Source organism: Actinospineispora eucalypti, assembly GCF_039543365.1.
Lineage (GTDB): Bacteria > Actinomycetota > Actinomycetes > Mycobacteriales > Pseudonocardiaceae > Pseudonocardia > Pseudonocardia eucalypti.
This window is the reverse complement of record NZ_BAABJP010000056.1, coordinates 61361-78844: the sequence shown is the minus strand read 5'-3', so window position 1 is coordinate 78844 and position 17484 is coordinate 61361. Positions and strand designations below refer to the sequence as shown.

Genomic DNA, 17484 nt, shown 5'->3' with positions numbered 1-17484 from the left:
CTAACGGGCTACGCCGTCGCCGTGGTTGTCGAGCAGGCGTAGTTCGTCCAGGGTGGGGGCGCCTTCCCAGTCGCCGGCGACGGTGACCGCGAAGGCTCCGGTGGTGGCGGCCACGGCCAGGCGGGTCCCCGGGTCGGCGCCTCGACAGCGGCTGGCCAGGTAGCCCGCCGCGAACGCGTCGCCCGCGCCCACCGGGTCCAGCACGGTCACCCGCCGGGGCGGCACCTCGTACGCCCGGCCGTCGATGCGGGCCAGTGCGCCGCGCTCGCCGCGTTTCACCAGTACCTCGGCCGGACCGAGTCCGGCCAGGCCGTCGCGCAGTGACTCGGCGTCGAGCGAGGAGGTGCCGAGGGCCATGGCGGCTTCCTCCTCGGTGGCCAGCACGATGTCCGCCCCCTCCACCAGCTCGCGGAACGCGGCGCCGGCCTGCTCCGGTGGCCACAGCGCGGCCCGGTAGTTCAGGTCCACCGACACCGTCACGCCGTGCGCCCGGGCCAGCTCGATGCCGGCGGTCACGGCGCGCCGGGCGCTGTCGCCGAGCGCCGGGGTGATGCCGGTGAGGTGCAGGATCTGGGAGCGGGCGATCAGTTCGGGGTCCAGGTCGTCCGGGGTGAGCCGGGAGCCGGCGCTGCCCGAGCGGTAGTACTGGACCCGGGTGCGGGTGGCGGTGCGCCGTTCCTTGAACAACAGGCCGGTGGGGGCATCCGGGTCCACGATCGCGGTGGTGGCCACGCCCTGGCCGGCCACGGTGGACCGGATCAGCTCGCCGAACTCGTCGGCCCCGACCCGCCCCAGCCAGGCCGCCGGCACGCCCAGCCGGCGCACCCCGATGGCCAGGTTGGACTCGGCGCCGGCGATGCCCAGCCGCAGCGACCGGGCGTGCCGCATCGGCCCCACCCCGGGGGAGCTGAGCCGCGCCATCGTCTCGCCGAAGGTGACGACACCGCCGCCCGGCGCCGGGAGCTCGCTCACGAAGCGGCCGCGAGCGCCTGCTCGGCGCGCCGGGCGAGCGCCCCGAGGTCCGGGTCGGCCGAGCTGAGCGCATCGCCCATGAGCTGGCCGCCGAGTCCGACCGCGACGGCGCCGACGGCCAGGTAGCCGGCCACCTCGTCGATCCGCACCCCGCCGGTGGGTACCAGCGGGATGTCGTCCAGCGGCGCGCGCACCTCGCGCAGGTAGTCCGCGCCGCCCAGCGAGCGCGCCGGGAAGACCTTCACCGCCGTGGCGCCCAGCGACGCCGCGTGCTCGATCTCGGTGGGGCTCAGCGCGCCCGGGTACCAGGCCAGGCCCAGCTCGGCGGCCCGCGCGCCGACCAGCGCGTTCGTCCCCGGCGCGACGACGAACCGGGCACCGGCGCGGGCGGCTTCATCCACCTGCGCCGGGGTGCGCACGGTGCCCACCCCCACCTCGGCGCCCGTGCCGGCCAGCCGGCGCACCGCGCCGAACCAGCCGGGCGTGTTGGTGGTGACCTCCAGGTAGCGCAGCCCGGCGCCGAGCAGGGTGTCGCACACCGCGTCCAGTCGCTCGCCCCGGCTGCCCCGCAGAATCGCGATCACCCGGTCCGCCGGGCCGTCCCCGCCGATCGTCATATCGGTTCCCCCATCCGCTTGATGCCTTCCAGCAGGTCCTCGGTCTCGGCCGCCAGGGAGAGCCGGATCCAGCCCTCCCCGGCCGGGCCGAACGCGGTGCCCGGCGCCACCGCGACGCCACGTTCGCGCAGCAGCCGCAACGCCCAGCCGGCCACGTCCGGCTCGCGGCCCAGCCTCCCGGACATGTTCACCCACAGGTAGAACGCCCCGTGCGGGACCAGGTAGGCCAGCCGCTGGGCGTCCAGCGCGGCCAGCGCCGCGTCCCGGCGCCGCCGGTAGGTGTCCCGCATCATGTGTACCGCGTCCCTCGGGCCGCGCAACGCGGCGAGCGCGGCCGCCTGGGCCGGCGCGTTCACACAGGCGATCATGGCTTCCTGCAGCTTGGCGGCGTGCGCGGCGGCCGCCTCCGGCGCCACCAGGTAGCCGACCCGGACCCCGGTCATCGCGTAGGTCTTGGAGAAGCTGAACACCGAGAGCACCCGGCCGTCGGCATCGAAGATCCCGGGACTGGTGTGCGGCCGGTCGCCGTAGACCAGGGCGTCGTAGCACTCGTCGGAGATCAGCCACAGGTCGTGCCGCCCGGCGAACTCGACCAGCGCGCGGATGTCCGCCTCGGGCAGCACCGAGCCCAGCGGGTTGGACGGCGAGTTCACCACGATCACCTTGGTGCGGTCCGTGACCAGCCGGTCCAGCTCCGCCGGGTCCGGCCGGAACGACCGGGAGGCGTGCAGCGGGTAGCGCACCGGGACCCCGCCGAGCAGCTGCACGGCCATGCCGAAGTTGGGCCAGCCGGGGTCCGGGACCAGTACCTCGTCGCCGGCCGAGACGGTGAGGCTGAACGCCACGTGCAGCGCCTGGGCGCCGCCGGCGGTGACCACCAACCGTGCCGCCGGGGCGTCCAGCCCGTTCTCCGCGCGCACCTTCTCGGCCAGCGCGGCGCGCAGCTCGGGCACACCGGCGTTCGGCACGTAGTGGGTGTGGCCCTCGGTGTAGGCGCGCCGGGCCGCCTCCAGCACGTGCTCCGGCGGGGCGAAGCTGGGTTCCCCGACGTGTAGCCCGAGCACCGGCCCGGGCAGGCTCCAGGCCAGGTCCATCACCTCGCGGATGCCGGATCGGGGCATGCCGGTGGCACCGGGGGACAGCTCGGGCACTAGCTACCTCGCAGCGACGGGAACAGCCGGCGCGCGGTGCCGCCGAACAGCTCGTCGCGGCCGGCCGGGGTGAGGTCGGGCAGCGCGGCGTCCACCAGGCCCAGCAGCTCCGGGTAGCCGGGCACCCGGCTGGGCCAGGGATGGTCGGAACCCCAGAGCAGCCGGTCGGGGCCGAACGCGGCGGCCAGCTTCCGGGTCAGCTCGAACAGGTCCGGGTACGGCGGCGGCCCGGCGGACAGCGCGTACTGGCCGGAGACCATCAGGTGCACGTTGGGCGCGTCGGCCAGGCGGAGCAGTCCGGTCACCAGGTCGGTCGGGAACGGGTCGTGGAAGCGTGGCCGCAGGTGCTCGTCCACCTGCATGTCGTGCGGGCAGAAGCCGAGGTGGTTGAGCACCACGGGCAGCTCGGGCAGCGCCGTCACCAGCTGTTCGAGCAGCCCGAACTGGCTCGGCGGCAGGTAGCTCCACAAGGGCATCCCGGCCTCGGCCAGCGCGCGCAACACGGGCAGCGCGGGGGAGTCGGCCAGCGGGCGGCTGGGCGTGCCCAGCCAGCTGGTGCGCAGTGCGTCGAACGGGAACTCGGCCCGGCGCTCGCGCAGCGCGTCCACCGGGTTGCCGGCGGTCCAGCCCAGCTCGTCGCCGCCGGCCACGGCCACCGAGGCGAACCGGCCCGGGTGCCGGTCCACGGCGTCGGCCACCGCCTGGTCGGCGCGCCAGCTGCCGTCCAGCGCGACCAGCACGGCCTGCCCGACACCGCTGGCCGCCATCAGCTCTAGCAGCCCCTCCACCGGCGCGTCCCGCCCGGGTGGCACCAGCTCGCGCTCGGCCGGGGTGTCCGCGTCGATCGAGCCGGCCGGCTTGCGGGGCCGCCGGCGCGCGGGCGCGGCGGCGAACACGTGCGCGTGACCGTCGACGATCATCGTGAACGCCTCGTCACGAATACCGCCGCGGCGATCAGGATGACCACTCCGCGGATCAGTTCGGTCAGCGTGGCGGGCAGCTGCAGCACCGTGACCGAGCCGGTGACCAGGGCGAGCAGCGCGACCCCGCCCAGCGTGCCGACCAGGCTGCCCCGCCCGCCGAGCAGCGAGGTGCCGCCCAGCACCACCACGGTGATCGCGGAAAGCTCCAGGCCCACCCCGGCGGTCGGCGAGCCGATGGTGGCCCGGGCGGCCAGCAGCACCCCGGCCAGCGCGGCCAGCGCGCCGCACAGCAGGTACGCGACCACCCGCACCCGGTTCACCCGCACGCCCGCCGCCCGCGCCGCCGCCGGGTCGCCGCCGACCGCCCGCAGGTGCCGGCCGAACGCGGTGCGGCGCAGCAGGAAGGCCACCAGGGCCACCGCCACGATCAGCACCACCAGCGCGTAGGGCAGCGGCCCCAACCGGCCCAGCGCGAACCCGGACAGCGCCGAGCTGACCTGGCCCGCCGGGCCGGTACTGATCATCAACGCAACGCCCTGCAGCAGGTAGAGGGTGGCCAGCGTGACGATGAACGGGGGCAGCCGGGCGGCCGAGACGAGCAGCCCGTGGGCCAGGCCGATCAGTGCGCCGAGCATGACCACGGCCAGCACCACCGGGACGGTGCGGATCGGGTAGCCGTCGATCAGGATGGCGGTGAGCAGCGCGGCCAGTGTGGCGGTGGACCCCACGGAGAGGTCGATGCCGCCGCCGAGCACCACCAGGTGCTGGCCCAGCGCGACCAGCCCGAGCACCACCGTGCCGGCCAGGATCCCGGCCATGTTGGCCGGCGACCAGAAGCCGGGGCCGTGCGCCAGGGTGAGCCCGGCCAGCCCGGCGAGCACCACCGCCCACACCGCGCCGCCGCCCCGGATCGCCCCGGCCAGCCCGTTCCCCGGGGTCCGGCGCTCGGTGGCCGCGGCCGTCAACGTGGTCATTCCGCCACCCCCAGGGCCAGCCGCAGCGCCCGCTCCTCGGTGCGCGCCTCCCCGGACAGCTCGCCGACCACCGCGCCGCCCCGGCACACCAGCACCCGGTGGCACATCCCGAGCACCTCGGGCAGCTCGCTGGACGCGATCAGCACCGCCATGCCCCGCCCGGCCAGCCGGCTGACCAGCCGGTAGATCTCGACCTTGGCCCCGACGTCCACGCCCCGGGTGGGTTCGTCCAGCAGCAGCACCGACGGTTGCCGGCGCAGCCACTTGGCCAGTACCAGCTTCTGCTGGTTGCCCCCGGAGAGCTGGCCGGTCGGCTGGTCGGGGCCGACGGCCCGGATACCCAGTTTGGCCTGGTCCTCGGCGAACGCGGCGCGTTCCCGGCGGACGGACAGCCAGCCCCGGGGCGCCTTGGCCAGCGTGACGTTGGCCCGCGCGGGCAGCTCCAGCACCAGCCCGTCCGCCTTGCGTTCCTCGGGCACCAGCACCAGGCCGGCGGCCACCGCCCGGCGCAGGCCGCCGCGCACCTTCCAGCCGTTCACGGTGACCGTGCCGGCGGCCCTGGGCCGCGCGCCGGCCACGGTTCGCAGCAGCCGGCTGCGCCCGGAGCCGACCAGGCCGGCCAGTCCGACGATCTCCCCGGCGCGCACGGTCAGGTCCACCGGCGCCGGTGCCGGCCCGGCCGTGCGGGGCACCAGCCCGCGCACCTCCAGCACGGTCGGTTCCCCGGCTTCCAGCAGCGACGGGTAGACCAGGTCGACCTCCCGGCCCACCATCTCCCGGACCATCCGGCGCACGTCGTACCCGTGCGCGAGGCCGGAGGAGACCACCCGGCCGTCCCGCAGCACGGTGATGTCGTCGGCCAGCGTGCGCACCTCGTCCAGCAGGTGGCTGATGTAGAGCACCGCCACCCCGTCCGTGGCCAGCGCGCGGATCACCCCGAACAGCGTCTGCCGGGCATCGCCGGAGAGCACCGCCGAGGGCTCGTCCAGGATGAGCAGCCGGCCGCCCCGCACCAGCGCCCGGGCGATCTCCACCAGCTGCCGGTTGGCCAGGGACAGCTCGCCGGCTCGCCGCGCCGGGTCCAGCCCGGCCAGGCCGACCCGGTCCAGCGCCTCGGCCACCGTTCTTCCGCCGGCGCGCCGGTCCAGCCGGCCGCGCGCGGCCGGCTCCTGGCCGAGCAGCACGTTCTCCGCCACGGTCAGCTCGGGCAGCACGGTCAGTTCCTGGTGCACGGAGGCGATGCCCAGCTCCAGTGCGTGGCGGGGGCTGGGCAGGGTGACCGGGCGGCCCCGGAAGCTGATCTCCCCGGCGTCCGGGGCGGTGTTCCCGGTGAGCACCCGCACCAGGGTGGACTTGCCCGCCCCGTTCTCCCCGACCAGCGCATGCACCCGCCCGGGCCGGCAGGAGATCGCCACCTCGTCCAGCGCCGTCACGCCCGGGTAACGCTTGGTCAGCCCGGTGGCGGCGACCGCGGCTACCCCGGTACCGATCAGCACAGCTTCAGCTCGCGCAGCTGGTCCGGCGGCAGCCCGCTGGGGATGAGCAGGTTGTCCCCGCACTCCGGCCGGACGTAGCGGTCCAGCTCGGCGTTGGTGAAGCTGGGCGAGTCGATGTAGACCTTGTCCAGCACCGGCTGACCGTTCAGCACGGCCAACGCGGTGTCCAGGCATTGGGTGCTCTGTTCCGGCGGGAACGAGGAGACCGCGAACTCCAGCCGGGGGTCGCCCTTGGCCGCCTTGAGGAAGCCGTTCACCGCGTCCCCGGTGAGCGGCGGCACGGGCTTGCCGGCGTCCTTGTAGGCGGCGACCACGCCCATGTCGCCGTAGCCCGAGTCGGACCAGATGCCGTTCAGGTCGGGGAACTGGGTGACCAGGTTCGCCGCCACCGTCTTGGCCACGGTCGGTGACCACTGGGTGTACTGCTCGGTGACGACGGAGATGCCCGGGTACTTGGCGAACACCCGCTTGGCCGCGTTGCGCTGGTGCTCGGCGGTGGGCACCCCGGCCAGCCCGGACAGCATGGCCACCTTGCCCTGGCCGCCCAGCTTCTGCGCCAGCCACTCGGCGTACATGCCGCCGAGCAGCTCGTACTGCCGGGTCACCGTGGACACCGCGCCGCTGCCCGGGCCGAGACGCCCGGAGCACAGCACCACCGGGATGCCCTGCCGGGCGGCCGCCTGCACCTGGCCGGTGATCGCGTCGCCCATGGGGACCACCACCATGGCGTCCGGTTCCTGGGCGGCCAGCTGGGCGATGTTGTCCACCTGGGTGGCCGCGTCCCCGCCGGCCGAGGCGTACAGCACCTGCACGTTGCGCGCCGCGGCCTGTCGCTTGAACGCCTCCTCGCTGCTCAGGCCCCACGAGTTGGTCGGCCCCTGGGCGGCGAAGGCGATCTTGTAGCCGTCCACGCCGGGGGGTTTCGCGTACTTCGTGGTCTCCACCTCACAGACCTGCTCGGGGACCGGGTCCAGGGTCCGCAGGCCCAGCTGGGTGCGGGCGGTCTGCCAGGCCTGCCGGTAGCGGTCCTGTGCCGCGGTGGCGCCCTGGCACTGTTCGCCGCCGGAACCGCCCGAGGCGCCGGGCTCCCGCTCGGTGCCACAGGCCGCCAGCAGGGTGAGTGCCGCGACCACGCCGACAGCTACACGTTTCACCAGGACCGCCTTTCAGTGTCTTCCTCGGCGGTGCGCAGCCACACCGCCGCCAGGATCACCGAACCGGCCACCACCAGCTGCGCGCCCGGACCCGCGCCGAGCTGTACCAGCCAGGTGAGCAGCGTGGCCAGCAGAACCACCCCGGTGACCGTCTGCGTCACCCGGCCGCGTCCACCGGTGAGGGCCACGCCGCCGATCACCGCGGCGGCGATCGAGTTCAGGTCCAGGTTGCGGGACAGCCGGGCGTCCACGTACCCGAGGTAGCCGGCGTTGACCAGCCCGGCCAGCACTGCCAGCCCGGCGCAACCCAGGTAGCAGGCCGCGATGACCCAGCCGGTGCGCACCCCGGACAGCGCGGTGGCCGCCCGGTTCGCCCCGGTGGCGTACACCCGGCGGCCGAAACCGGTGCGGGCCAGCAGGAGGCCGGCGACCAGGGCCAGACCGAGGAACACCCACGCCGGCACCGGCACCCCGAGCACCCGGCCGGTGCCCAGCGGGGCCAACGCCGGCGGGATGGCGCCCGCCGGCGCGCCCCGGGTCCACGCCGTGATCGCGCCCTGCACCAGCACGAACGTGGCGAAGGTGGCCACGAAGGGCGGCACCCGCCGGGCCAGCACCAGCCCGGCGTTCACCGCGCCCACCAACAGCCCGGCTCCCGCCGCGAGGCCCACCCCGGTCGCCAGCCGGTCCGGCGAGCCGCCCGAGTAGGCGGCCACGATCACCGTGGTCAGCCCGACCACCGCGCCCACCGACAGGTCGATCCCGCCGACCAGCAGCACCCCGGTCTGGCCCAGCGCGGTGATGCCGATCAGCCCGACCTGGAACAGCACCAGGGCCAACACCTCGGCCGAGTAGAACCCGGGCGTGGTGACCAGGGCGAGCACCAGCACCAGCGCCAGCCCGGCCGCCGGGGCGAGCGCCACGCGGGTCCCGGATTTCCGGAGAGCCGTGGTCATGCCGGCCCCGGGCAGAACTCGCGCACCAGCTCCGTGTACAGGGCCACCGACCGGCGGACCGCCTCCACGGACACCCACTCGTCGGCGGCGTGCGCCCGGCGCAGCAGGCCGGGTCCGAGCGCGGGCAGCGTGGGCAGGCCCTGCGCGGCCTGGAAGAACGTGGCGTCGGTGGTGCCGGGGAACACCGAGGCCGGCGGGGCGGTGCCGAGCACCTTGTGGCAGGCGTGCGCGGCGGCCAGGGCGAGCGGGTCGGCGGCCGGCACGCGGGCCGGGGGCAGCCAGTCGTTGGGCGGTTCGTCGAACTCGTGGGCGAGCGCGGCGCCGGTGCGCCGCGCGTGCGCCCGGACCAGCGCGCCGAACGCGTCCCCGACCTGCTGCCGGGTCATCCCGGGCAGCAGCCGCACCTCGGTGTCCGCGCCGACCCGCCCGGGCAGCACCCCGTAGCCGACGCCGCCGTGGAAGGCCAGCGCGGTGTTCACCGTGGGGGTCCAGCCGGTCAGCCCGTCCGGGTTGGGCGGCACCGGCAGGCGCAGCCGGTCGGCGACCTCGGTGACCAGCCGGGCCAGGTCCACGCCGGCGTTGCGGGTGCCCGGTTCGGCGGAAAGGCTGGAGTGCCCCTGGCGCCCGGTCGCGGTCAGCCGCAACCGGGCGATGCCCCGGCTGACCAGGTGCAGCCGGTCGAAGTCGGTTTCCATGCCGCCCGGCTCGCCGATCACCACGCCGTCCGCGCGCAGCGGCTTGGTGTAGGCCACGTGCCGGGCGCCGTACGCGCCGCCGTTCTCCTCGTCGGCGGTGAACAGCAGGCTCAGCCGGCCGCGGGCCGGGGGTTCGGCGGCGCACTGCCCGGCGGCGACCAGCATGGCGGCCAGCGCGCCCTTCATGTCGGCCGAACCGAGCCCGTAGAGCCGGTCGCCGTCCAGCTCGGCGCCCAGCGGGTCGGCGGACCAGGTGGCGTCTCCGATCGGCTTGGTGTCCAGGTGCCCGGAAAGCACCAGGTGCCGGCCGCCGGCCCCGAAGTCCAGGCTGACCAGCAGGTTCGGCCGGTGGTCCAGCGCGGCCAGCACGGTCGCGGCGGGCAGCCCGAGCGCGCTCAGCGCGTCCCCGACCACGTCCGCGACGGCCCGCTCGTCGCCCGGCGGGTTGGCGCTCGGCGCCCTGACCAGTGCCCGGGCCAGCTCGATGACGTCCGTCATGACTTGTACCTGGAAGCCCAGTCCTGGCCCTGCCAGGTCTGCATGGATTTGGGTTCCAGGCGGAACAGCCAGCGCGGCTGGTCCAGCGTGGGTTCCAGGTACTTCGGGCCGTTCTCGCCCAGGTAGCGCACGCTCATCCGTTCCGCGATGGCCACCCAGGCGCCGCCGGTGTTGGGCCGCTCGACCAGCCGGGCCAGGCAGCGCGCGACTACCTTCCGCTGCGCGCCCTCCTCGTCCACGGTGATCGCGCAGCGCGGCTCGGTGGCCAGGTAGCGCGCCCAGGCCGAGCGCTGCCGGGGAATCACCCAGAACGCCTCGCCGTCCCACTCCTGCCAGCAGGGCACCACGTACGGCCAGCCCTCGCCGTCCAGGCAGGCCAGCCGGGCTATCACCGGTTCGGCCATGAACGCGGCCAGCTCCTCGTCGCTCAGCCGCCCGACCTTGCCCCGCCAGCTCTCCGTCATGACATCTCTCCCTGGTAGCCGAGCCGGGCGGACAGTGCGCCGGCGACCCGCCGCAGGTCGGGGGCCAGCCGGCGCAGGTCGTCCGGCGAGAACCGATAGGTCGGCGCGGACACCGACATGCCGGCGACCACCGCACCGGTGTGGTCGCGCACCGGCGCCGCCGCGCAGCGCACGCCCTCCTCGTTCTCCACGTCGTCCAACGCGTAGCCGCGCTTGCGCACCGCGCGCAGCTCGGCGCGCACCGCGTCCGGCTCCACCAGCGTGTTCGCGGTGCGCCGGGCCAGCGGCGGGGTCAGCGCCGCGTCCACCCGGTGCTCGGGCAGCCAGGACAGCAGCACCTTGCCGATGGCGGTGCAGTGCGGCGGGTTGCGCGAACCGGTGGTCGCGGCCGGGCGGACCGCGTGCGGGCTGTGCGCGGCGTGCACGTAGAGAACGGTGTTCTGGTCCAGTACGCCGAGGTAGCAGGTCTCCCCGCTGATCTCCACCAGCTCGGCCATCAGGTCCTCGGCGGCGGCCGGCAGGTCCAGGTCACGCAGGAAGGAGTGGCCCCAGCCGGCCACCCTCGGGCCGAGCCCGTACCGGCCCTCCCCATCCACCCGCAGCACCCCGGCCCGGCACAACACGTCCAGCAGGCGGACGGCGGTCGGCCGGGTCAGCCCGCTGGCCGCGACCAGGTCGGCCAGGCGGGCGGGACCGCTGTGGTCGGCGACCAGGTCGACCAGGGCCAGGCCCTTCACCAAGGCCTTCGCCGACGGCGCGGGGCTGGCGACCACGCCGACTTTGGACATGCCGTCCATTCTCGGCATAGTCGACTAAAGAGTGCAAGGTTTAGACTTGCCGCTCCCGGGCGGCCGAGTAGAGGTGGCTGTCGCAGCCGGGCAACGCGAGCACCTGTCCGACAATGATCACCGCGGTTCGCCGGATGCCGGCGGTGTGTACCTGTTCGGCGATGTCGGCCAGGGTGCCGCGCAGGATCAGCTCGTCCTCCCGGCTGGCGTAGGCGACCACCGCGACCGGGCAGTCCGGACCGTAGCCGGGCAGCAGCTCGGCCACCACCTCGTCGATCCGCTGCACGGCCAGGTGCAGCACCATCGTGGCGCCCAGGGCGCCCAGGCTGGTCAGGTCCTCGCCCGGCGGCATCGGGGTGGCCCGCGCGGCGGTGCGGGTGAGCAGCACGGTCTGGCCGACCCCGGGCACGGTCAGCTCCTGGCGCAGCGTCGCGGCGGCGGCGGCGAACGCCGGCACCCCGGGCACGATCTGGTACGGCACCCCGGCTACTTCCAGTCGCCGGGTCTGCTCGGCGACGGCGGAGAACACCGAGGGGTCGCCGGAGCACAGCCGGGCGATGTCGTGCCCCTCGCCGTGCCGGGCGACCAGCTCGGCCACGATCTGGTCCAGGTCGAGGTGCTGGGTGTCCACCAGCCGCGCCCCGGGCGGGCAGTGGGCCAGCAGCTCCGCCGGCACCAGGCTGCCCGCGTAGAGGCACACCGTAGCCCTGGCCAGCAGGTCCCGGCCGCGCACGGTGATCAGGTCGGCCGCGCCCGGCCCGGCCCCGATGAAGTAGACGGTCACCGCGACAGTCTGCCTGGCCCGTCCCGGCGAGTGACGGTTCGCTCGCCAGGGAGGTGCGGGGGGATACCGTCACGGGCGTGTGGGTGACCCGGTGGGACGTAGCGCCGGCCGGGGCTGACCTACCGCGAGCTGCCGCACTCGCCCCTGCCCGCCGTGCCGTACGGCGCGCTGATCTGCGCGTACACCATCGGCGCGGCCGAGATGAGCCGTCCCCGGCCGCTGGTCGCGGCGGTGCTGGTGTCCCTGATCGTCCCGGGGGAGAACTTCGAGACCTACCAGTTCGTGATCACCGGGTTCGTCGCCGCGTTCGCGCTGGGGGTGAGCACCAGGGCCAACGCGGCCCGGCGGGCGGTGGAGGCGGAGCGGGTGCGCCGGGCGGTCGAGCTGGACCCCGACGTGGATGGACATCCGCATGCCGATGCTGGACGGGGTGGCCGCCACCGCCGAGATCTGCCGCCGCACCAGGGCGAAGGTGCTGGTGCTGACCACGTACGACCTGGACGACCACGTGTACCGCGCTCCGCGCGCGGGGCCAGCGGTTTCCTGCTGAAGGACGCCTCGCGCGACGAGCTGGTCCGCGCTGTGCGGCTGGTCGCGGCGGGGGAGCCTGCTCGCGCCCTCGGTCACCCGTCGGCTGGTGGACGACATGGTTGGGGGGCGGAGCCGCCCGCTCGGAGCTGCGCCGCCGGCTGTCCGAGCTGACCGAGCGCGAAGTGGACGCGCTCCGCCAGGTCGCCCGCAGGCGCTCCACGCGGAGATCGCCGCCGAGTTGGTGGTCAGCGAGCACACGGTGAAGACGCATGTGAGCAACATGCTGAGCAAACTGGGGCTGCGGGACCGAGTTCGGGTTGGTTGCTTCGGGGGAGGGCAGCTGAGGCGGTCGGGTGGGGGTTTAGAGATCGGCTTGGACGGCGGGGCTGGGTGGGTGGTCGGGTTGGGTGCGGCCGGTTGCGTTGTCGTTCGGTGCTGGGGTCGGCCCGGTTTGGTGCGGCGCTCGGGTTCGAGGGCCGGTCACTGAGCGTTCCGGTCGTTCTTCGCCGAGGGGTAGCTCAGTGGCCTTTCGATCATGTACTCGGGCGACTGAGCTGCCACTCGGCGAAAACCGAACCCGGGAAGCCGCCACACCCGGCTACGCTCCGCAAGCCAAACGCGACCGGCCGCACCCAACCCGAGTACCGCACCAACCGGGGCCGACCCGGCACCGAACGACAACGCAACCGGCGGCACCCAACCCGACCACCCACCCCCACCGTCCAAGCCGATCTTTAAACCCCCACCCGACCGCCTCAGCCCTCCCCCGGCACGGGAAAGCACAGGATCACTCCGTACGGCGATCCGCGCCCGGCCCTCCACACGGACAATTCCCCCATGTCGCCGCCGCGAACGATCCCAGCACTGATCGCCCTCGCCCTAGCGCTGGCCGGCTGCTCCGCCTCACCGGAACCCGACAACCGGCGTTGCCTCGCGCACACCCCGGCCGGGGACATCGCCGGCACCGGGAAAGACGGGCTGTGCGTGTTCCGGGGGATTCGGTACGCGGCGCCACCCACCGGCGAGCTGCGGTTCCACCCGCCACAACCGCCGCCGGCGTGGACCGGAACGCTGCGCGCGGACGACGGCTCAAGGGTGTGCCCGCAGGTGCGATCCAGCTCGGAGGAGTACCCGGACGACCGCGAGGTGTTCGGCGACGAGGACTGCCTGCGGCTGAACGTCTGGACGCCGGTCTCGGGTAAGGGCGACCGGCCGGTGATCGTGTTCGTGCACGGCGGAGCGGCCCGGATCGGCACGGCCAACGAAGCGCGGTACGCGGGAGACACGCTGGCCAGGGTCGGGGACGCGGTGGTCGTCACGATCAATTATCGGCTGGGCGTACTGGGCTGGTCGGAGCTGGGCGGGTTGGACCCGGCGCTGCGCGGCTCGGGCAACAACGGGCTGCGTGACCAGATTGCCGCGCTGGACTGGGTGCGCACGAACATCGCCGCCTTCGGCGGCGACCCGGCGAACGTGACCGCCGTGGGGGAGTCGGCCGGCGCGTTCAGCCTGAGCGCACTGCTGGCCACCGACCGGCCGGAGCGGCTGTTCCGCCGGGTGGTGCTGCAGAGCGGCAGCGGCTACCTGGTGCACCCCCGGCCCGGCCCGCCGCCCCCGATCGGCGACCTGGCCGCGCTGACCACGATGCCGGCCGCCGACCTGGTCACCCGCCAGGAGAAGACCCTGGGCCGGATCGCGCCGGGCACCACCAGCGCGGTCTACTTCGGGCCGAGCGTGGACGGCACGCTGGTGCTGGACACGCCCGAGCGCCGGCTCGCCGAAGGGCACGCGCGCGGGGTGGACCTGCTGCTCGGCACCACCCGGGACGAGGTCAACTTCTTCGGCCAGTTCGGCCCAGACCCGGCCGCCGGCCTGGCCGCCGTGGCCGAGGACCAGCCCCGTTTCTTCCCCGCCGCGCTCCGGGACCGGCGCGCGGAGATCGCCGCCGTGTACCGCCGCGATCGCTCGCCCACGGACGCCACCCTGGCCATGTTCTCCGACCAGGTGATGCGGCTGCCGGCGATCCGGATGGCCGAGGCCCAGGCCCGCTGGCGGCCCACCTACCTGTACGAGTTCGCCTGGTCGCCGCCGGGCGGGCTGGGCGCGGTGCACACGGCGGAGCTGCCGTTCGTGTTCGGCACGCTGCGCTTCGTCGGGGTTCCCGGCGGCGCGGAGGCGCTGAGCGGTGACCGCGCGGCGCTGGAAGCGCTGTCCGGCCAGATGGTGCGCGCCTGGACGGCGTTCGCCCGCACCGGCAACCCCGATTGGCCCTCCTACCGGCCGCCGACCCGGACCACCCGGATCTGGGACGTCCGGGGCCCGGACGTGCTGGACGATCCGCGGCGGGCCGAACGCGAGGCCTGGCCGGCGCTGCCGGACGCGCTGGAGCTCAGTTCAGCCGGTCGTTGAACGGCGGCCGGATGCCGGACGGCGGGGCCAGGCCCCACTCCTCGAAGGCCAGGCGCAGGTGTTCGGCGGCGTCGATGTTCAGCGGGCCGGAGGTCCACATCGAGTAGGGCAGGTTCAGCAGCCGGTTGTGCGCCATCGCGGGCAGCTGCGCGACCCCGGGGCGGCCGCGCAGCAGGGCCACCTTCTCCGCGAAGCTCTGCGACGGGTAGTCCACGAAGACCAGCACGTCCGGCTGGCTGGCCGCCACCCGTTCCCAGGAGACCCGGGTCCAGGTGTCGGCCACGTCGCTGGTCGCGCCGCGGGCGCCGGCAGCGGTGATGATCGCCTCCGGGCCGCCGAACCGGCCGCTGGTGAACACCGTGTCGGTGGCGCTGTCGAAGACGAACACGGTGATCGGCTTCGGCGGAGCCGGTGCGCGGCGCAGCGCCTCCCGGCGGCGGTCGATGTCGGCGACCAGCTCGGCGGCCCGCTGTTGCCGGCCGGTGATCGCGCCCAGGTTGGTCAGGTCCTCGCGGACCGCCATCCACGGGTCCATGGTGCCCCGCGCGCTCTCCCCGGCCCGCTGCAGGCAGCTCTCGCTGAGGATGTACGGCGCGATGCCGGCCGCGCGCAGCGTGTCCGGGGTGAGGCCGGTGCCCATCCGGTAGCCGTAGTTCCACCCGGCCACCATGACGTCCGGGCGGCGGGCCAGCACGATCTCCATGGCCGGCTGGCGCTGCGCGGCGACCGGGATGCGGTCCACCACGTCGCCGTAGTGGCGGCGCAGCATCGGCCCGTCCGCCTCCAGGCTGGAGATCGCCGCCACCTGGTCGGCGGCGCCCAGCGCGAGCACGCTGGAGATCATGTTGCCGTCGTTGACGAACATCCTTTTCGCCGGCGAGGGGAACTCCGCCGGCTGGCCGCAATTGGTGACCGTGACCGTTGGCCCGGGTGGGGTTGGGGTGGCCGGGAACTCGGCGGCGGACCCGCAGCCCGCCACCGACCCGGCCAATGCGAGGCCCAGTGCGGCCAGTGCGCGCGACATGGGCCGGTGAAATCCGCGATATGGGCCGGTCAACGGGGGGCCTCCGGCTCTGGGCGGGTGTGGGGGGTGAAGAGGAGATGGGTGTGGCCGGTGAAGGGGTGGGCGACCGGGACCGCCTGCACGCCGAACACCTCGAGTACCGCGTCCGGGGTGAGCGCACTGGCCGCCGGGGCCGGCGGGCGGGCGCCGCCGTCGTGCAGCACCACCAGCCGGTCGCACGCGCTGGCTGCCAGGTTCAGGTCGTGCATGGCCAGCACCACGGTCCGGCCCAGCCCGCGCACCACCTCCAGCAGGGTCAGCTGGTGGCGCACGTCCAGGTGGTTGGTCGGTTCGTCCAGCATGAGCAGCGGCGCGTCCTGGGCCAGCCCCCGGGCCAGCAGCGCGCGGCGCCGCTCGCCGCCGGACAGCTGGTCCACCGGCCGGTCGGCGGCGTCGGCCAGGTCGACCTGGCGCAGCGCGCGCCGCACCGCCGCCCGGTCCGCCTCGTCCTCGCCGGCCCACGGCGGCTGGTGCGGCACCCGGCCGAGCGCGACCAGCTCGCCGACCCGCAACTCGGCCGGTGGCTCCTCCTCCTGCCCGACCAGCGCGATCCGCCGGGCCCGCCGACGGGCCGGGATGCGGTCCAGCGGCGTGCCGTCCAGGTAGACCCGCCCGGCGGCCGGCCGGTGAATCCCGGCCAGCGTGCGCAGCAGGGTGGACTTGCCGGAGCCGTTCGGCCCGACCACGCCCAGGATCTCGCCGGTGCGCACGCTGAGCGAAACCCCGCGCAGCACGGTGTGCCGGCCGATCGCGCAGTCCAGCGCCTCGGCGCGCAGCCGTTCGGTGCCGTCCGGGCCGGTCGCCGGGGCCGGAAGCCGGCGCAGCTCCTCCGTGGTCACCCCGGCCTACCCGGCCGCCGCGCCGGTGAACCGGTACCGCCGCCGGCCCATGAGCAGCAGGAACACCGGCGCACCGATCAGCCCGGTGACCACGCTGAGCGGGATCTCCACCGGCCGCACCCAGATCCGGGCCACCACGTCCACCCAGACCAGGAACACCGCGCCGGCGCACGCGGCCACCGGCAGCACCCGGCGGTGCCGCGCGCCGACCAGCAACCGGGCCACGTGCGGCAGGATCAGCCCGACGAACCCGATGCCGCCGGACACCGCGACCAGCACCCCGACCAGCGCGGCGAACACCGCGAACAGCGTGGTTCGCACCGCGCGCACCGGAATGCCCAGCGCGGCGGCGGTGTCCGGGCCGGCGGCCAGCGCGTCCAGCCAGCCGGAGCCGGCGAGCAGCAGCAGGCCCAGCGCGGCCACGGTCACCGCCGGGAGTGCCAGCCGGTCCCACTGCGCCCCGGCCAGGCTGCCCAGCAGCCAGAACAGCACCGACTCGGCCGCGCGCGGGTCCGCCGCCCGGAACACCAGGTAGCTGGCGATGGAGGCGAACGCCGAGGCCAGCACGGTGCCGGTGAGCACCAGCCGCAGCGGCGTCAACCCGCCCTGGCCGACCGCGATGGCGAACACCAACAGCGCGCCGATCAGCGCCCCGGCCAGTGCACCGAGGAAGACGCTGGCCAGCGCCCCGGCGAATGCCCCGGTGGTGATCACCGCGACCGCGCCGACACTGGCCCCGGAGGACACCCCGAGCAGGTAGGGGTCGGCGAGCGGGTTGCGCACCAGGGTCTGGATGCCGGCGCCGGCGATGGCCAGCCCGGCGCCGACCACCACGGCGAGCAGCGTGCGCGGGATGCGCAGGTCCCACACGATGGTCTGGTAGGCCAGGTCCACTGGCCCGCCGGTGAACCGCGAGCGCAGCACGTCCAGCACCACGCTCGGCGGGAGCTGCTCGGCGCCGAACCCGGTGGAAAGGACCACGCTGGCGGCGAGCAGCAGGAGCAGCGCGAGCAGTATGGCCGCGGTCGGTACCCGGGGCACCCTGTGACCTCCTCGGGCTGGCGCGGCCCATCGGTGGTGGCACGGCGGGGAGAGGACTGGCTCCCGGGCCTTGGTCTTGGCCCGGTCACAGTGGCGCGACCGCCCCGGACTCACACCGGGTTCCCTCGC

General features: G+C 74.8%; 18 protein-coding genes and 1 riboswitch. Of the genes, 3 read left to right on the top strand and 15 right to left on the bottom strand.

Annotation, left to right across the window (positions count from 1 at the left end):
- From ABEB12_RS36890 to cobM, 12 genes are read right to left on the bottom strand one after another with little or no spacing between them, the layout of a single operon-like run.
- Positions 1 to 972, bottom strand: coding sequence for a sugar kinase (locus tag ABEB12_RS36890; RefSeq protein WP_345703467.1), 972 nt, complete (start codon positions 970 to 972; stop codon positions 1 to 3).
- Positions 969 to 1589 carry a 2-dehydro-3-deoxyphosphogluconate aldolase gene (locus ABEB12_RS36885; protein ID WP_185066371.1) on the bottom strand — a complete coding sequence of 207 codons (621 nt, stop codon included), beginning with the start codon at positions 1587 to 1589 and terminating at the stop codon, positions 969 to 971. Before ABEB12_RS36885 ends, ABEB12_RS36890 begins: the two co-directional genes overlap by 4 nt.
- Positions 1586 to 2740 (bottom strand): aminotransferase class I/II-fold pyridoxal phosphate-dependent enzyme, encoded by a 1155-nt coding sequence (locus ABEB12_RS36880; protein WP_185066370.1) that lies wholly within the window; start codon positions 2738 to 2740, stop codon positions 1586 to 1588. The genes ABEB12_RS36885 and ABEB12_RS36880 overlap by 4 nt, the downstream gene beginning before the upstream one ends.
- Complete coding sequence (locus ABEB12_RS36875) at positions 2740 to 3660, bottom strand: amidohydrolase family protein (RefSeq protein ID WP_185066369.1); 921 nt, start codon at positions 3658 to 3660, stop codon at positions 2740 to 2742. The genes ABEB12_RS36880 and ABEB12_RS36875 overlap by 1 nt, the downstream gene beginning before the upstream one ends.
- Complete coding sequence (locus ABEB12_RS36870; protein WP_185066368.1) at positions 3657 to 4637, bottom strand: ABC transporter permease subunit; 981 nt, start codon at positions 4635 to 4637, stop codon at positions 3657 to 3659. Before ABEB12_RS36870 ends, ABEB12_RS36875 begins: the two co-directional genes overlap by 4 nt.
- A complete protein-coding gene (locus tag ABEB12_RS36865) occupies positions 4634 to 6133 on the bottom strand; it encodes a sugar ABC transporter ATP-binding protein (RefSeq protein WP_345703466.1) in 1500 nt (499 codons plus the stop codon). Before ABEB12_RS36865 ends, ABEB12_RS36870 begins: the two co-directional genes overlap by 4 nt.
- The gene (locus tag ABEB12_RS36860; RefSeq protein ID WP_345703465.1) at positions 6127 to 7287 is read right to left on the bottom strand and encodes a substrate-binding domain-containing protein; all 1161 of its coding nucleotides are present in this window, start codon (positions 7285 to 7287) and stop codon (positions 6127 to 6129) included. Before ABEB12_RS36860 ends, ABEB12_RS36865 begins: the two co-directional genes overlap by 7 nt.
- Positions 7284 to 8243 carry an ABC transporter permease subunit gene (locus ABEB12_RS36855; protein WP_185066366.1) on the bottom strand — a complete coding sequence of 320 codons (960 nt, stop codon included), beginning with the start codon at positions 8241 to 8243 and terminating at the stop codon, positions 7284 to 7286. Before ABEB12_RS36855 ends, ABEB12_RS36860 begins: the two co-directional genes overlap by 4 nt.
- Positions 8240 to 9436 (bottom strand): M20/M25/M40 family metallo-hydrolase, encoded by a 1197-nt coding sequence (locus ABEB12_RS36850; RefSeq protein ID WP_185066365.1) that lies wholly within the window; start codon positions 9434 to 9436, stop codon positions 8240 to 8242. Before ABEB12_RS36850 ends, ABEB12_RS36855 begins: the two co-directional genes overlap by 4 nt.
- Positions 9433 to 9900: a pyridoxamine 5'-phosphate oxidase family protein gene (locus tag ABEB12_RS36845; RefSeq protein ID WP_185066364.1), complete on the bottom strand. Its 468-nt coding sequence runs from the start codon at positions 9898 to 9900 to the stop codon at positions 9433 to 9435. The genes ABEB12_RS36850 and ABEB12_RS36845 overlap by 4 nt, the downstream gene beginning before the upstream one ends.
- On the bottom strand, positions 9897 to 10688 hold the full coding sequence (locus ABEB12_RS36840; RefSeq protein ID WP_185066363.1) for an IclR family transcriptional regulator domain-containing protein: 792 nt from the start codon (positions 10686 to 10688) through the stop codon (positions 9897 to 9899). Before ABEB12_RS36840 ends, ABEB12_RS36845 begins: the two co-directional genes overlap by 4 nt.
- 40 nt (positions 10689 to 10728) lie before the next feature.
- The gene (gene cobM / locus ABEB12_RS36835; RefSeq protein ID WP_185066362.1) at positions 10729 to 11472 is read right to left on the bottom strand and encodes a precorrin-4 C(11)-methyltransferase; all 744 of its coding nucleotides are present in this window, start codon (positions 11470 to 11472) and stop codon (positions 10729 to 10731) included.
- Between the two features lie 153 nt (positions 11473 to 11625).
- Here cobM and ABEB12_RS36830 point away from each other — a divergent pair, with 153 nt between their 5' ends.
- From ABEB12_RS36830 to ABEB12_RS36820, 3 genes are all read left to right on the top strand, one after another.
- Positions 11626 to 12174: a response regulator gene (locus tag ABEB12_RS36830; protein ID WP_345703464.1), complete on the top strand. Its 549-nt coding sequence runs from the start codon at positions 11626 to 11628 to the stop codon at positions 12172 to 12174.
- On the top strand, positions 12119 to 12490 hold the full coding sequence (locus ABEB12_RS36825) for a response regulator transcription factor (RefSeq protein ID WP_345703463.1): 372 nt from the start codon (positions 12119 to 12121) through the stop codon (positions 12488 to 12490). The genes ABEB12_RS36830 and ABEB12_RS36825 overlap by 56 nt, the downstream gene beginning before the upstream one ends.
- A gap of 350 nt (positions 12491 to 12840) precedes the next feature.
- Positions 12841 to 14412 (top strand): carboxylesterase family protein, encoded by a 1572-nt coding sequence (locus tag ABEB12_RS36820; RefSeq protein ID WP_185066361.1) that lies wholly within the window; start codon positions 12841 to 12843, stop codon positions 14410 to 14412.
- Here ABEB12_RS36820 and ABEB12_RS36815 read toward each other — a convergent pair.
- Genes ABEB12_RS36815 through ABEB12_RS36805 form a run of 3 tightly spaced genes read right to left on the bottom strand, consistent with a single transcriptional unit; the run spans position 14393 to position 17355 of the window.
- Positions 14393 to 15436, bottom strand: coding sequence for an ABC transporter substrate-binding protein (locus ABEB12_RS36815; protein ID WP_185066360.1), 1044 nt, complete (start codon positions 15434 to 15436; stop codon positions 14393 to 14395). The genes ABEB12_RS36820 and ABEB12_RS36815 overlap by 20 nt on opposite strands.
- Before the next feature lie 29 nt (positions 15437 to 15465).
- Positions 15466 to 16314: an ABC transporter ATP-binding protein gene (locus ABEB12_RS36810; protein WP_345703462.1), complete on the bottom strand. Its 849-nt coding sequence runs from the start codon at positions 16312 to 16314 to the stop codon at positions 15466 to 15468.
- Between the two features lie 6 nt (positions 16315 to 16320).
- Positions 16321 to 17355, bottom strand: coding sequence for a FecCD family ABC transporter permease (locus tag ABEB12_RS36805; RefSeq protein WP_345703461.1), 1035 nt, complete (start codon positions 17353 to 17355; stop codon positions 16321 to 16323).
- 52 nt (positions 17356 to 17407) lie between these two features.
- A riboswitch (cobalamin riboswitch) is annotated at positions 17408 to 17481 on the bottom strand.
- Positions 17482 to 17484 lie beyond the last annotated feature (3 nt).

What these genes read in the sequence shown, in the direction of transcription:
- ABEB12_RS36885 (WP_185066371.1), bottom strand. Translation starts at nt 1,589, where the DNA reads ATGACGATCGGCGGGGACGGCCCGGCGGACCGGGTGATCGCGATTCTG.
- ABEB12_RS36875 (WP_185066369.1), bottom strand. Translation starts at nt 3,660, where the DNA reads ATGATCGTCGACGGTCACGCGCACGTGTTCGCCGCCGCGCCCGCGCGC.
- ABEB12_RS36870 (WP_185066368.1), bottom strand. Translation starts at nt 4,637, where the DNA reads ATGACCACGTTGACGGCCGCGGCCACCGAGCGCCGGACCCCGGGGAAC.
- ABEB12_RS36855 (WP_185066366.1), bottom strand. Translation starts at nt 8,243, where the DNA reads ATGACCACGGCTCTCCGGAAATCCGGGACCCGCGTGGCGCTCGCCCCG.
- ABEB12_RS36850 (WP_185066365.1), bottom strand. Translation starts at nt 9,436, where the DNA reads ATGACGGACGTCATCGAGCTGGCCCGGGCACTGGTCAGGGCGCCGAGC.
- ABEB12_RS36845 (WP_185066364.1), bottom strand. Translation starts at nt 9,900, where the DNA reads ATGACGGAGAGCTGGCGGGGCAAGGTCGGGCGGCTGAGCGACGAGGAG.
- ABEB12_RS36840 (WP_185066363.1), bottom strand. Translation starts at nt 10,688, where the DNA reads ATGTCCAAAGTCGGCGTGGTCGCCAGCCCCGCGCCGTCGGCGAAGGCC.
- ABEB12_RS36825 (WP_345703463.1), top strand. Translation starts at nt 12,119, where the DNA reads ATGGTTGGGGGGCGGAGCCGCCCGCTCGGAGCTGCGCCGCCGGCTGTC.
- ABEB12_RS36820 (WP_185066361.1), top strand. Translation starts at nt 12,841, where the DNA reads ATGTCGCCGCCGCGAACGATCCCAGCACTGATCGCCCTCGCCCTAGCG.
- ABEB12_RS36815 (WP_185066360.1), bottom strand. Translation starts at nt 15,436, where the DNA reads ATGTCGCGCGCACTGGCCGCACTGGGCCTCGCATTGGCCGGGTCGGTG.